Raw genomic sequence first — 12,616 nt, 5'->3', positions numbered from 1 at the left:
GCGACGGGCGTTCCATCAGAAGGAGTCGCTCATGCCACTGGTTCGAATCGATCTGAACCGAGGCCGTTCGAATGCGGCCGTGACCGCAATCGCCGATGCGATCCACGAGGCGATCGTCGAGGTCTATGGCATTCCTCTGCGCGACCGTTTCCAGATCGTCACCCAGCACGATGCGGGCGCGATCATTGCACAGGATGCCGGTCTCGGCTTCGAACGAAGCGAGGGCGTGGTGATGATCCAGATCTTCACCCAGCGGGGTCGTAGCGTCGCCACCAAGCAGGCGCTCTACTCCGGCATCAACGCCCGACTGGGCCTGGCCGGGGTCTCCGGTGAGGACGTCTTCATCGGCTATGTGGAGAGCGGTCCGGAGGACTGGTCCTTCGGCTTCGGAACCGCCCAGTACATCACCGGCGAGATCGCGGTCCCGGCGAGCGGGTCCCCGGTCGAGTAAGTTCGATATGCACCAGGTCACCGGCGAACCCCCGCTGTTTCAGGCCACCGCACGACAGTCGGGAACAGTTCAGTTATGAAGCTCAAGATCAGCCTTCTAGCCGCTTTCGGTGTCGCTTCGCTAGCGCTGGCGGGATGCACCGGCACCGGCACCGGTTCGGGCGACGGCGGTTCGCCGGCGGGGGAGCCGGTCACGATCGCCGTGGTCACCCACGGCACCGCCGGCGACGCCTTCTGGGACGTCGTCAAGAGCGGCGCCGAGCAGGCCGGCACCGACCTCGGAGCCACCGTCACCTACCAGGGCGACGGTGACCCGGTCAAGCAGAGCCAGCTGATCGAGGCGGCCATCGCCACCGATCCGGACGGCCTGATCGTGTCGATGGCCAACCCGGATGGAGTCAGGGGTGCGGTCGAGAAGGCCGTGGCCGCGGGCATCCCCGTGATCACCATCAACTCGGGCCTGGAGAAGTCCCGCGAGTTCGGCGCGCAGACCCACATCGGCCAGAGTGAGTTCATCGCGGGCCAGGGAGCCGGCGAGAAACTGGCTGAGGCCGGCGTGTCCAACGTGATCTGCGTCATCCACGAGGCCGGTAACTCCGGGCTCGAAGAGCGCTGCGCGGGCGCAGCGGACACGGTCGGCGCAACCGTGAGCAACGTGCAGGTCGACGTCGCCAACCTCGCCGATGCCCAGAACACCATCAAGAGCAAACTCCTGGCCGATCCGTCCATCGACGCCGTGCTCACGCTGCAGACCGGCGTAGCCGTGGCCGCGAGCCAGGCCGTCGATGAAGCGGGCAGCTCGGCCACGCTGGCCACCTTCGACGTCTCGGCCGACGTGACCCGGCTCATCCTGGACGGTGGCATGTTGTTCGCCGTCGACCAGCAGCCGTACTCGCAGGGTTACCTGCCGGTGTCGTTCCTGACTCTGCAGAAGCGCAATGGCGATGTCGTCGGTGGCGGGCTGCCCGTCTATTCCGGTCCGGGCTTCGTGACGAAGGAGAACGCGGCCGAGGTCGCCACGTTCGCGGAGAACGGCACGAGATGACCGTCGTCGTGGAGGCAGAGTTCACGGATCGGCTGAAACGGTCGCATCCGCTGCTCACTCTGTTGCGCCGGCCCGAGGTCGGCGCGCTTGTCGCGGCCGTGGCGATCTTCCTGTTCTTCTCTTTCTTCACGCAGGCATTCCTGACCCCTGCTGGTGTGTCCACCTGGCTGTACTCAGCCTCTCTCTTCGGGATCATGGCCGTGGCCGTCGCCCTGCTCATGATCGGCGGAGAGTTCGACCTCTCGGCCGGGGCGATGACGGGCACCACCGGGCTCATCGTGGGTGTGGTGACCACCCAGTGGGGACTGAACCTCGCGCTCGCGCTCGTGCTGGCCCTGGCCGTTGCCCTCGCGATCGGCGCCGCCAACGCGTTCGTCGTGATGAAGACCGGCCTGCCGAGCTTCATCGTGACTTTGGCCACGTTCTTCATCCTGCAGGGCTGCAACCTGGCTGTGACGAAGCTCGTGACCGGCAGCGTCGCCATCCAGGGCATGAATGCTGTGCCCGGTTTCCAGCAGGCCAAGGTCTTCTTCGGGTCGTCGTTCCCCGTGCTGGGCCTGGAAGTCAAGGTCTCCATCGTCTGGTGGATCGCACTCACCGCACTGGCCACCTGGGTTTTGCTGCGCACCCGGCCCGGCAACTGGGTCTTCGCCGTCGGCGGCGAGGTCACGAGCGCCCGGCAGGTCGGGGTGCCCGTCTTCCGGGTGAAGCTCGGACTGTTCATGACCACGGCCGGCGCCGGCTGGCTGGTGGGCATGCTGCAACTCTTCGACGTGTCAACCGTGCAGGCCACCACCGGAGTCGGCCAGGAGTTCATCTACATCATCTGTGCCGTCGTTGGCGGATGCCTGCTCACGGGCGGTTACGGTTCGGCGATCGGCGCGGCCCTCGGTGCCCTGATCTACGGCATGACGCTGCAGGGCATCGTGTTCGCGCAGTGGGACAACAACTGGCTGAAGGCCTTCCTCGGCGGGATGCTGCTGCTCGCCGTGCTGGTCAACCTCCTCGTTCGCCGCCAGGCCGGGATGCGCTCATGACGCCGGCGCCGATCCGTCCGGAGCCGATCCTCGAGGTGCGAGACATCGGCAAGGCCTATGGCGCAGTGCGGGCGCTGCAGGGCGTGTCGGCATCCGTCGGCGCCGGAGAGGTGCTCTGCGTTCTGGGAGACAACGGCGCGGGAAAGTCCACGTTCATCAAGATCCTGGCGGGCGCCCACCCGCACTCGGAGGGCACGCTCCTCGCCTTCGGGGCGGAACGCCGCTTCATGCATCCGCGGGAGGCGCTCGACCTCGGGATCGCCACCGTGTACCAGGATCTGGCCGTGGTCGGGCTGATGCCGGTGTGGCGCAACTTCTTCCTCGGCGCCGAGCTGACCCGCGGCAGAGGCCCGCTGCGGCGACTCGATGTGGCCGGGATGCGCGCCACGACGAAGCACGAGCTCGCCCGGATGGGCATCGACCTGCGCGATGTGGACCAGCCGATCGGAACGCTCTCCGGCGGGGAACGGCAGTCCGTCGCCATCGCGCGCGCGGTGTACTTCGGGGCGAAGGTCGTCATCCTCGACGAACCCACGTCGGCGCTCGGCGTGAAGCAGGCCGGGGTCGTGCTCTCCTACATCGCCCGGGCCCGGGACCGGGGGCTCGGCGTGGTCTTCATCACGCACAATCCCCACCACGCCTACCCGGTCGGCGACCGTTTTCTGCTGCTGCAGCGCGGCCGGAGCCTGGGTGACTTCGCCAAGAGCGAGATCACGATCGACGAGATGACGGCTCTGATGGCCGGCGGTGCCGAACTCGAGGCGCTGGCCCACGAGCTGGAGCGCCGGTAGATTTCGGAGGAGTGCCGGGCGATCACCGCTCGTTATTATGTCTGATGCTCACCAGAATTTATTTCTGCTTTCACTAGAATATGTGTTCTAACTGAGCTAGAATCATCTTGTGACCAACCCCACCGAAACCCTCGCAGCGGATGCCGCGCCCGGCCCGTCAGCCGCGGCGCTGGTGGTGGCTGAGCTGCGGGCTCTCGCGGGTGAACTGGGGTCGACCCTGGCGTGTGCGGGGGTGCGGAGCTTTGACGATGACGGGTTGCTGCAGGTGACCACGGCGGTCGAGGTGCTCGGCCGCCGCGTCGACGCACTCCGGGTGGCGGCGGCCGGGGAGGTCGCCGACCGGTCCCGCCCCGAGCTCGGCACCTCGCAGTTGTCGGCGAAGAAGGGCTGCCGCACCGCCGGCGAACTGCTCGAGCGGCTCACCCTGGTGTCGGGCCCGACCGCCGGGCGACGGATGCGGCTGGGCAAGCAGCTCCGCACCGGCCGCTCCCTGAGCGGCGAACCGCTGCCGCCCACCTTTCCGGCGACCTCGATCGCTCTGGCCACCGGCGCGATCGGCGTCGACACGGCCGACGCCATCCTGACCGCCTTGACGCCCACGCTGCGGTGCACCGACCTGGACTCGGTGCAGGCCGCGGAGAGCGAGCTGGTGGCGTCGGCGACGGGCACGAGTGCGCAGACCCCGGTGCCCGCGCCGGCGGATGAGGTCCGGTTGCAGGGCTCCGTCTGGAAGGCCGTGCTCGCGCCCGACGGGTCGCGGCCCGACGACCACGCCGCGGTGGCGCGGTCGTTCCGGCTCGGCCGGGAACGCGACGGCGTGGTGCCGGTGTCGGGGTCGTTGATGCCCGAGATCGCGGGCAAGCTGCGCCGCCTGTTCGACGCGTATCTGTCGCCGAAGAGTGCGCCGGTCGCCTTCCACGCCGAGGAAGACGCCGACACAAACCGGGAGGGGCTCACACCGGAGCAGGCGCGGGAGCAGGCGCTGCTCGAACGGGATGACCGCACGCCCGACCAGCGGCGGCACGACGTGTTCGCCGTGATCGTCGACGTCGCCGCCCGCGCCGGCGAGGCACCGACCATCGGCGGCGCCCCCGCCACGGTGCTGGTCAGCGTGCGGGAACAGGACCTCAACGCGGACTTCGGCCAGGGCCGCGGCGTCGGCTGGATCGACGGCGTCGATTCCCCGATCCCGATCAGTGCCGTCAAGGATCTGGTCAGCACCGGCGGACAGCAGAAGGTCGTGATCAACGACGAGGGCCGCATCATCAAGCTCGGTTCCCCCGAGCGCTGCTTCACGCCCGCGCAGAGACGCGCGATCCAACTCCGCGACGGCACCTGCATCATCCCCTGGTGCAAAATCCCCGCCGGCATGACCGAGATCCACCACGTCATCCCGCATTCCGAGGGCGGGGAAACCCACACCGACAACGGCGTCTGCCTCTGCTGGTTCCACCACCGCTACCTCGCCGCCTCCGGCTGGGCCATCCGGATGGTGCGCGGCGCCGTGCAGATCATGGCACCACCCTGGCTCGAAACCGGGGCACGCAAATGGCGAAGGGTCACGAAGTCACGCACCCGGATGACCGACGCCATCGAACGCAAGAACATGACCCGCGACGATCAGTAGCCTGTTATCGTCGCGTACCGTGGAGTCCCAGGTTGTCCGACGACAGGAGCCCCATGATCACACCCCGCGATGCGTCCGATCTGGCCGCCCGGCAATCGACCCTGGCCCTCGCGCGGCAGGGTACGAAATTCTTCGGCCGCGAGCTGCACTCGCTCACCGATGACGAACTCGATGGCGACTCGCTTCTGCCGGGTTGGACCCGCCGTCACGTGGTGGCACACGTGGCATCCAACGCCCGGGCGCTGGGCCGACTGGCACAGTGGGCCGACACGGGCGTGGAGACCGTGATGTACGCCTCGCCGGAGGCGCGGAACGCCGAGGTCGCTGCGGGCAGCATCCTCCGCCCTGACGCGTTGCGTCGATCCTGGGCCGACTCGGCCGCCGACCTCGATCGCCGGTGGCAGAGTCTGCCGGCCGATCGCTGGTGTGCGCCGGTGCGGAACGGACAGGGTGCCGCGATCCCACTGCGGGACAGCATCTGGATGCGCGCCCGCGAACTGTGGCTCCATGCCGTCGACCTGGGCCACGGCGCCGGCTTCGAGAGTCTCCCCGGGGAGGTCCTCACGAGGCTTCTCGGCGATATCGTCGGAGCGTGGACGGCTCGCGGTGATGCCGACTACCGGCTCACCGCCACCGATTCGGCGCACGAGAGCTACGGCAGCGCGGGTGCCGCCGAGCACGTCACCGGCAGCCTCGCCGACCTTGCCGCCTGGGCAGCCGGCCGGGGCAGTGGCGGCGTGGTGTCCAGCACGGGGGAGCCCTCAGCGGCCCCGCGCTGGCTCTGATCTGGCCTCAGTCCCCGCAGAGCGGCTTCGACCGGCAGAGCCCGGCAGAGCCCGGCAGAGCCCGGCAGAGCGGCCACGACATGAAGAACGGCCCCGCACCTGGAGGTACGGGGCCGTTCTTCATTCATTCAGGCGGAGAGACTACTTGCCTGTCTTGCGGGCCGGCTTCTTCTCGGCCGGTGCCAGTGCTTCCACGGCCTTGCGACCGGCGCGGACCTCGTTGAACGAGGTGCCGTAGTACGCGGCTTCCATGATCGTCTTCATGTCCGCGAGCATGGGCATCCGCGGGTTGGCGGGTGCACACTGGTCGCCGTAGGCGCCCATCGCGAGGGAATCGAGGCGACCGATGAAGTCCTGCTCGTCGACACCCTGAGCCTGGAAGGACGGCTTGATGCCGACCTGGTCGCGCAGCTTCTCGACGGCCTGTGCGTAGGACTCGATGCCCTCTTCAGGCGTCGAGGCCGGGAGGCCGAGGTGCTTGGCGATCTGCTGGAAACGCTCGGGAGCAATGTAGCTCTCGTACTTGGGCCAGCTGGTCAGCTTCGTCGGGATGAGGCCGTTGTAGCGGATCACGTGCGGCAGGTACGTCGCGTTCACCCGACCGTGGATCAGGTGGAGCTGCGCGCCGGTGACGTGAGCCATCGCGTGACAAATACCCAGGAAGGCGTTACCGAACGCCATGCCGGCGATCGACGAGGCGTTGTGCATCTTCTCGCGCGACTTGATGACGGCGGCATCCGTGCTGTTCGACGTGCCGTTGGCGCTCGTGACGATGTTCTCGAAGATGAGCTTGATCGCGTGCAGGCACAGGCCGTCGGTGAAGTCGTTCGCGTAGACGGAGACGTAGGCCTCGGTCGCGTGCGTCAGAGCGTCGAAGCCCGAGTCTGCTACCAGGAACGACGGCATCGCTGCGGTGAGCGACGGGTCGATGATCGCGACGGTCGGCAGGAGCGCGTAGTCGGCGAGCGGGTACTTCACTCCGGTCACTTCGTCCGTGATCACGGCGAAGGGGGTCATCTCAGAACCGGTACCCGACGTGGTCGGGATGCAGACGAGCTTGGCCAGTTCACCGAGGTCAGGGAACTTGAACGCGCGCTTGCGCACGTCGAAGAACTTTTCCTTCATGTCCGAGAATTCAATTTCGGGGTGTTCGTACAGCAGCCACATGACCTTCGCGGCGTCCATCGGCGAGCCTCCGCCGAGGGCGATGATCGTGTCCGGCTTGAACGCGCGCATTTCCTCTGCGCCCTTCTTGACGGCGGCGACGGTCGGCTCCGGGAGCACGTTGTCGATGATCTGCAGGGAGACGCGGTTCTCGCGACGGTTGAGCACGTCAAGGATCTTGTCGACGAAACCGAGCTTGGTCATGGTGGCGTCGGTCACGATGGTGACGCGCTCGACGTTGCGCATGTCCGCCAGGTAGCGAACGGCGTTCGGCTCGAAGTAGGTCTTTGCGGGAACCTTGAACCACTGCAAGTTGTTGTTCCTTCTGCCGATGCGCTTGACGTTGATGAGGTTGATCGCCGAGACGTTGTTCGAGACGGAGTTGTGTCCGTAAGAACCACACCCGAGCGTGAGCGACGGGATGAACGCGTTGTAGATGTCGCCGATGCCACCGAGCGAGCTCGGTGCGTTCGTGATGATCCGGACCGCCTTGACGCGGATTCCGAACTCCTCGATGATCGCCGGGTTTTCGCTGTGGATGGAGCCCGAGTGGCCGAGGCCGTCGAATTCAACCATCTGCTCGGAGAGCGAGATGCCCTCTTCCGCGTCCTTGGCGTGCAGCACGGCGAGAACTGGCGCGAGCTTTTCGCGGGTCATCGGCTCGTGCGGTCCGACTCCGCTGACCTCGACCAGGAGGATCGAGGTGTCCTCGGGAACGGTGAATCCGGCCTGCTGGGCGATCCAGACCGGCGACTTGCCGACGACGGCCGCGTTGAGCTTGGCCTCGCCGCAGTTGGTCGAGTTGGCCTGGACTCCGAAGATGTAGTCCTCGAGGAGGGTCTTCTCGGCCGGGGTCACGAGGTAGGTGTGAAGGCGCTTGAATTCCGTCATGGCCTCGTTGTAGAGAGGCTCTTCGATAATGACGGCCTGCTCCGACGCGCAGATCATGCCGTAGTCGAAGGCCTTGGAGAGCACGACGTCGTTGATGGCGCGCTTGAGCTTGGCGCTCTTCTCGATGAAGGCAGGAACGTTACCTGCACCGACGCCGAGGGCGGGCTTGCCGCAGGAGTAGGCTGCGCGGACCATGGCGTTACCACCGGTGGCGAGGATGGTTGCGACGCCCGGGTGGTTCATCAGCAGGCTGCTGGCCTCGAGTGAGGGCGTTTCGATCCACTGGATGCAGTTCGCCGGTGCGCCGGCGAGGATGGCGGCGTCACGCACGACGCGCGCTGCGGCCACGGAGGACTGCTGGGCGCCCGGGTGGAAACCGAAAACGATCGGGTTGCGGGTCTTCAGCGCGATCAGCGACTTGAAGATCGCGGTCGAGGTGGGGTTCGTGACGGGGGTCACACCGCAGATAACACCGACCGGCTCGGCGATTTCGGTGATGCCGGTAATTTCGTCGTGGCTGATGACACCGACTGTTTTAAGGTTCTGCATGGAGTTCGTAACGTGCTCACATGCGAAGAGGTTCTTCACGGCCTTGTCTTCGAAGACGCCGCGTCCAGTCTCTTCGACTGCGTGAACTGCCAGCTCAGCGTGCTTGCTGAGGGCGGCTACGGATGCTTTTTTAACGATGTGATCAATTTGCTCTTGCGTGAAGTTCGCGTAATCCAGAAGCGCGACCTGAGCGGCTTTAACCAGGGAGTCAATTTGAGTGGCAAGTGACTCGGTGACTGGTTTGTCGATTATTGTCATTGTGTCCCTTTTTGGCGGCCCAACTTGGGCTTATCGCCTCTTGTCTATAACCTTACGACTTCAGCCAGATGGTCGCATGTCAGGGGAGGCGTATTCGGCCTCCCCGAGACCGGGTCTCGGTAAGAGATATCCTGATCGAGGCACGTTTCTTCGGGCGTGACGGGTCCTTCGTTAATTGTCTGACAACTCTCCTCGCTTTGTCGGGTCGCGCGCGTGCACACGCGCGAAGTCCGCGCGTGCACACACGCGTGCGCACGATGTGCGCCAGCGCCGTTGGGACCGGGTAAGGCCGTTCAGCTGCCGAGACCGCGCACGGTGGCCACGGCACCCTCAACGGATGCGGCGGCGTGCGCGGCATCCGCTGCTGTCGTCGTGGAGGCGAGCGTGAACCGCACGGCGGTCTGGGCGACCTCGGCCGGGTAGCCCAGCGCGGTCAGAACGTGGGAGGGCTCGTCACTGCCTGCCGCGCAGGCCGACCCGCTGGAGCAGACGATGCCGCGCGCTTCGAGTTCGAGCAGCACAGCCTCGCCACTCGTTCCAGGGAAGACGAACGACGCGGTGCCGGGCAGACGCTCGGTCGGATGTCCGGTGAGGCGGGCGGACGGCGTGCCCGCCAGCACTGTGGCGATGAACGCGTCACGCAGGGCAATGATGCGGGGGGCAGCCTCCGCGCGCTCGGCCTCGGCCAGGCGCAGTGCGGTGGCCAATGCCAGAGCCCCCGGGACGTTCTCCGTGCCGCTTCGGCGCCCGCGCTCCTGGCCACCGCCGTGCAGCACCGGCTCGACTGCGATCCGCCGGCGGAGGAAGAGGGCGCCGGTGCCGCTCGGCGCACCCAATTTGTGGCCGGAGATGCTCAGCGCGTCCACACCGAGCGCGCCGACGTCGACCGGAAGCCAGCCGGCAGCCTGGACGGCATCCGTGTGGAACGGCACCCGGGCAGAGCGGGCGAGTGCCGCGAGCTCGGTCAACGGTTGGAGGGTGCCGACCTCGTTGTTGGCGTACTGCACCGAGACGAGGGTGGTGTCCGCGCGCAGGACGGCGCGAAGCTGTTCCGGGTCGACCCGGCCGGAGACATCCGTGTCGAGGAGGGTGACCTCGAAGCCGTGCAGGCGTCGCAGATAATCGCAGGACTCGAGCACGGCCTCGTGCTCGATCGCCGTGGTGATGAGGTGGCGTCCGCGCGGGGCGCCGAGGGCGATGCCCTTGATCGCGAGATTGTCGGCCTCGGTGCCGCCGGTCGTGAAGACCACGTCCGCCGGGCGGCAACCGAGCACGTCGGCAACGCTCGCCCGTGCCTCGGCCAGGGCTGCGGCAGCAGCCTCGCCCACCCGGTGGTGGCTCGACGGGTTGCCGAATCGGCCGGCGAGCTGCTGCCAGAGCACCTCGAGCACCTCTCGGCGCACCGGGGTGGTCGCGGCGTTGTCGAGGTAGATCATGACGGCGTCCGATCAGCCCTCGGTGAGGATGACGACGTCGAGGCCGAGGTCGAGGGAGCGCACGCTGTGCGTGATGGCCCCGACCGAGATCACGTCGACGCCGGTGGCGGCGATGCCGCGCACGGTAGCCAGCGACACACCGCCGCTGGCCTCAACGAGAGCTCGTCCGTTCGTCAGGCGTACGCCCTCGCTCAGGTCGTCGAGCGAGAAGTTGTCCAGCATGATCGTGTCGACGCCGGCGGCGAGCACCGGCTCGATCTGGTCGATCCGGTCCACCTCCACCTCCAGGTGCGTGGTGTGGGAGATGCGGTCGCGAACCTGGCGGAGCGCCTCGGTGAGGTTGAGGCCGCCGGCGGTGAGCACAGCGAGGTGGTTGTCCTTGGCCATCACCGCGTCGGAGAGACTGAATCGGTGGTTGTGGCCGCCCCCGTCCCGCACGGCCGCGCGCTCCAGGACGCGCAGGCCGGGGGTGGTCTTCCGGGTGTCGACGATGCGGGCCCGGGTGCCCTCGATCTCGGCCACGTAGAGCGCGGTCAGAGTGGCGATCCCGCTCATCCGCTGCACGAAGTTCAGCCCGATGCGTTCGGCCTGCAGGATGCCGCGGGCGGACCCCGACACCTCGGCCAGGGCGTCGCCGGCCGCGAATGCCATGCCGTCTGCCACCAGCATCCGCACGACGATTCCTGCGTCGGTCAGCCGGAATGCCGATGCGAACACGGCCCCGCCGCTGAAGACCCCGGCCTCGCGCGCCACCAGCTGGGCGGTGGCAACGGCGTCCGCCGGGATGAGCACCTGCGAGGTCAGGTCACCCCAGGGGGCGTCCTCATCGAGTGCGGCGCGCACAACGGTGTCGATGGCGTTCATGGTCAGCATGCAATGGCCTCCTCGGCCTCGGTGAGGTGGTCCAGGTTCACGGTGCTGTTCATCTCGGCGGCGGTCTCCCCGGCGCCGCGGCTCCAGACGATGGAGTGGGCGAGCTCAGGGCGACTATCGGGAAAGTCCGAGCGGTGGTGGGCACCGCGAGATTCCTGCCGGGCCAGGGCCGAGGCCACAGTGACCCCCGCCAGGTCGAGCAGGTTGGCGTCCTCATATGCCCGAATACGCATATTCAGCGGGGCGGTGCCGTCGGGCTCCGGCCTCCGGGTCGCCCAGTCGGCCAGGGTGACGGATGCGGCGGCGAGTTTCGCCCCGCTCCGCAGCACTCCGGCACACTCCCACATCAGCTGCTGCACGGCCGCCCGATCTCCGGTGGTCGAGCCTGTCGAGACCGGGCCTCCGGTGGTCGAGCCTGTCGAGACCGGGCCTCCGGTGGTCGAGCCTGTCGAGACCGGGCCTCCGGTGGTCGAGCCTGTCGAGACCGAGGTCCCCCCATTCCGCACACCCCGTACCGGCAGGCGCAGCGCGCGCACCGCACGGTCGGCGAACACGGCGGCTTCGAGCAGGGAGTTGGACGCCAGCCGGTTGGCGCCATGAGCGCCCGTGCGGGCCGCTTCTCCCACCGCGAACAGGCCGGGCAGGCTGCTGCGGCCCCAGATATCGGTGAGCACGCCGCCCATCCAGTAGTGCGCGGCCGGCGCGACCGGGATCGATTCCACGGCCCAGTCCAGGCCGGCCGCACGGCAGGCCGCGGTGATGGTCGGGAATCGTCGCTCAAGCAGCTCCCGGCCGAGACCGGTCGCGTCCAGCCGCACCGGAACGCCGCCCTGCCGGGCCATTTCACGGGCGATGCCCCGGGCAACGACGTCGCGCGGGGCGAGTTCGCCGTCGGGGTGCACCTCGAGCATGAAACGGTGGCCGGCGGAGTTTCGCAGTACGGCGCCTTCCCCGCGCACCGCCTCGGACACCAGCGGGGTGCCGGGTACAGCGAGCGCGGTCGGGTGGAACTGGTAGAACTCGAGGTCGGACACGGATGCCCCGGCTCGCCACGCGGCCGCGACTCCGTCGCCCGTCGCCAGGGTGGGGTTCGTGGTGTGCGGGAACAGCTCGCCGGCGCCGCCCGTCGCCAGGATCACCGTGTCGAAGACCAGCGGGGTGAGGATCTCGTCGGGCCCGAGCAGTACGGCCCCGGTCACCCTCCCGTCCCGCACGGTCAGGTCCACCAGCATGGTGTGTTCCAGTATGTTAAGGCGGGCGCCGGGGTCCCGCAGCGATCGGGCGGCGCGCTCCCGCACCGTCGCCACCAGGGCAGCCTCGATGGCGGCGCCGGTGGCGTCCCCGCCGGCGTGCAGCACGCGCGAGCGCGAATGGGCGGCCTCGAGACCCCGGGTCACCCCGGACTCGTCACGGTCGAAGTCGACGCCGAAGCGGATCAGATCGCGCACCCGGGCCGGCCCCTCGGAGCAGAGCACGCGCACCGCGACGGGGTCGCAGAGCCCGGCCCCGGCCCGCAGGGTGTCCTGAACGTGGGATTCGACGGAGTCGTCGGGGAACATGGCCGCGGCGATGCCGCCCTGGGCGTAACGGGTGTTGCTGTCGGGCAGGCCCGCCTTCGTGACGAGCGTGACCCGGTGGCCGGCATCCGTCGCCCGCACCGCCGCGATGAGTCCGGCAAGTCCGCTGCCGACGACGAGCACATGGGTCATG

The 12,616-nt window shown here is 67.9% G+C and carries 10 protein-coding genes; 6 read left to right on the top strand and 4 right to left on the bottom strand.

What is annotated here, in order from left to right; translation table 11 throughout:
* Positions 1–31: 31 nt before the first annotated feature.
* The 6 genes from AC0J5J_RS05825 to AC0J5J_RS05800 all read left to right on the top strand — a co-directional run bounded on the left by AC0J5J_RS05825 (position 32) and on the right by AC0J5J_RS05800 (position 5,735).
* On the top strand, positions 32–451 hold the full coding sequence (locus AC0J5J_RS05825) for a tautomerase family protein (protein WP_134425011.1): 420 nt from the start codon (positions 32–34) through the stop codon (positions 449–451).
* Between the two features lie 75 nt (positions 452–526).
* Entirely contained in the window at positions 527–1,495 is a 969-nt protein-coding gene (locus AC0J5J_RS05820; protein WP_134425010.1) for a sugar ABC transporter substrate-binding protein, read from the top strand.
* Positions 1,492–2,532: an ABC transporter permease gene (locus AC0J5J_RS05815; protein ID WP_474899944.1), complete on the top strand. Its 1,041-nt coding sequence runs from the start codon at positions 1,492–1,494 to the stop codon at positions 2,530–2,532. Before AC0J5J_RS05820 ends, AC0J5J_RS05815 begins: the two co-directional genes overlap by 4 nt.
* On the top strand, positions 2,529–3,323 hold the full coding sequence (locus AC0J5J_RS05810) for an ATP-binding cassette domain-containing protein (RefSeq protein ID WP_474899943.1): 795 nt from the start codon (positions 2,529–2,531) through the stop codon (positions 3,321–3,323). Before AC0J5J_RS05815 ends, AC0J5J_RS05810 begins: the two co-directional genes overlap by 4 nt.
* 109 nt (positions 3,324–3,432) lie before the next feature.
* Positions 3,433–4,950 carry an HNH endonuclease signature motif containing protein gene (locus AC0J5J_RS05805; protein WP_474899942.1) on the top strand — a complete coding sequence of 506 codons (1,518 nt, stop codon included), beginning with the start codon at positions 3,433–3,435 and terminating at the stop codon, positions 4,948–4,950.
* A gap of 53 nt (positions 4,951–5,003) precedes the next feature.
* Complete coding sequence (locus AC0J5J_RS05800; RefSeq protein WP_474899941.1) at positions 5,004–5,735, top strand: maleylpyruvate isomerase family mycothiol-dependent enzyme; 732 nt, start codon at positions 5,004–5,006, stop codon at positions 5,733–5,735.
* Between the two features lie 141 nt (positions 5,736–5,876).
* Here the strand turns inward: AC0J5J_RS05800 and adhE are convergent, their stop codons facing one another.
* From adhE to nadB, 4 genes are all read right to left on the bottom strand, one after another.
* The gene (gene adhE / locus AC0J5J_RS05795; RefSeq protein ID WP_474899940.1) at positions 5,877–8,597 is read right to left on the bottom strand and encodes a bifunctional acetaldehyde-CoA/alcohol dehydrogenase; all 2,721 of its coding nucleotides are present in this window, start codon (positions 8,595–8,597) and stop codon (positions 5,877–5,879) included.
* Between the two features lie 293 nt (positions 8,598–8,890).
* Positions 8,891–10,033, bottom strand: coding sequence for a cysteine desulfurase family protein (locus AC0J5J_RS05790; RefSeq protein WP_474899939.1), 1,143 nt, complete (start codon positions 10,031–10,033; stop codon positions 8,891–8,893).
* A 12-nt stretch (positions 10,034–10,045) separates the two neighbouring features.
* On the bottom strand, positions 10,046–10,906 hold the full coding sequence (gene nadC, locus AC0J5J_RS05785; RefSeq protein WP_134425003.1) for a carboxylating nicotinate-nucleotide diphosphorylase: 861 nt from the start codon (positions 10,904–10,906) through the stop codon (positions 10,046–10,048).
* Complete coding sequence (gene nadB / locus AC0J5J_RS05780; RefSeq protein WP_474899938.1) at positions 10,900–12,615, bottom strand: L-aspartate oxidase; 1,716 nt, start codon at positions 12,613–12,615, stop codon at positions 10,900–10,902. The genes nadC and nadB overlap by 7 nt, the downstream gene beginning before the upstream one ends.
* Position 12,616 lies beyond the last annotated feature (1 nt).

The sequence above is a fragment of the Cryobacterium sp. TS_SC_7 genome, assembly GCF_056156285.1.
This window is presented reverse-complemented; position numbering and strand designations above follow the sequence as displayed.

What these genes read in the sequence shown, in the direction of transcription:
- AC0J5J_RS05825 (WP_134425011.1), top strand. Translation starts at nt 32, where the DNA reads ATGCCACTGGTTCGAATCGATCTGAACCGAGGCCGTTCGAATGCGGCC.
- nadC (WP_134425003.1), bottom strand. Translation starts at nt 10,906, where the DNA reads ATGCTGACCATGAACGCCATCGACACCGTTGTGCGCGCCGCACTCGAT.
- adhE (WP_474899940.1), bottom strand. Translation starts at nt 8,597, where the DNA reads ATGACAATAATCGACAAACCAGTCACCGAGTCACTTGCCACTCAAATT.
- AC0J5J_RS05815 (WP_474899944.1), top strand. Translation starts at nt 1,492, where the DNA reads ATGACCGTCGTCGTGGAGGCAGAGTTCACGGATCGGCTGAAACGGTCG.
- AC0J5J_RS05820 (WP_134425010.1), top strand. Translation starts at nt 527, where the DNA reads ATGAAGCTCAAGATCAGCCTTCTAGCCGCTTTCGGTGTCGCTTCGCTA.
- nadB (WP_474899938.1), bottom strand. Translation starts at nt 12,615, where the DNA reads ATGACCCATGTGCTCGTCGTCGGCAGCGGACTTGCCGGACTCATCGCG.
- AC0J5J_RS05790 (WP_474899939.1), bottom strand. Translation starts at nt 10,033, where the DNA reads ATGATCTACCTCGACAACGCCGCGACCACCCCGGTGCGCCGAGAGGTG.
- AC0J5J_RS05810 (WP_474899943.1), top strand. Translation starts at nt 2,529, where the DNA reads ATGACGCCGGCGCCGATCCGTCCGGAGCCGATCCTCGAGGTGCGAGAC.
- AC0J5J_RS05800 (WP_474899941.1), top strand. Translation starts at nt 5,004, where the DNA reads ATGATCACACCCCGCGATGCGTCCGATCTGGCCGCCCGGCAATCGACC.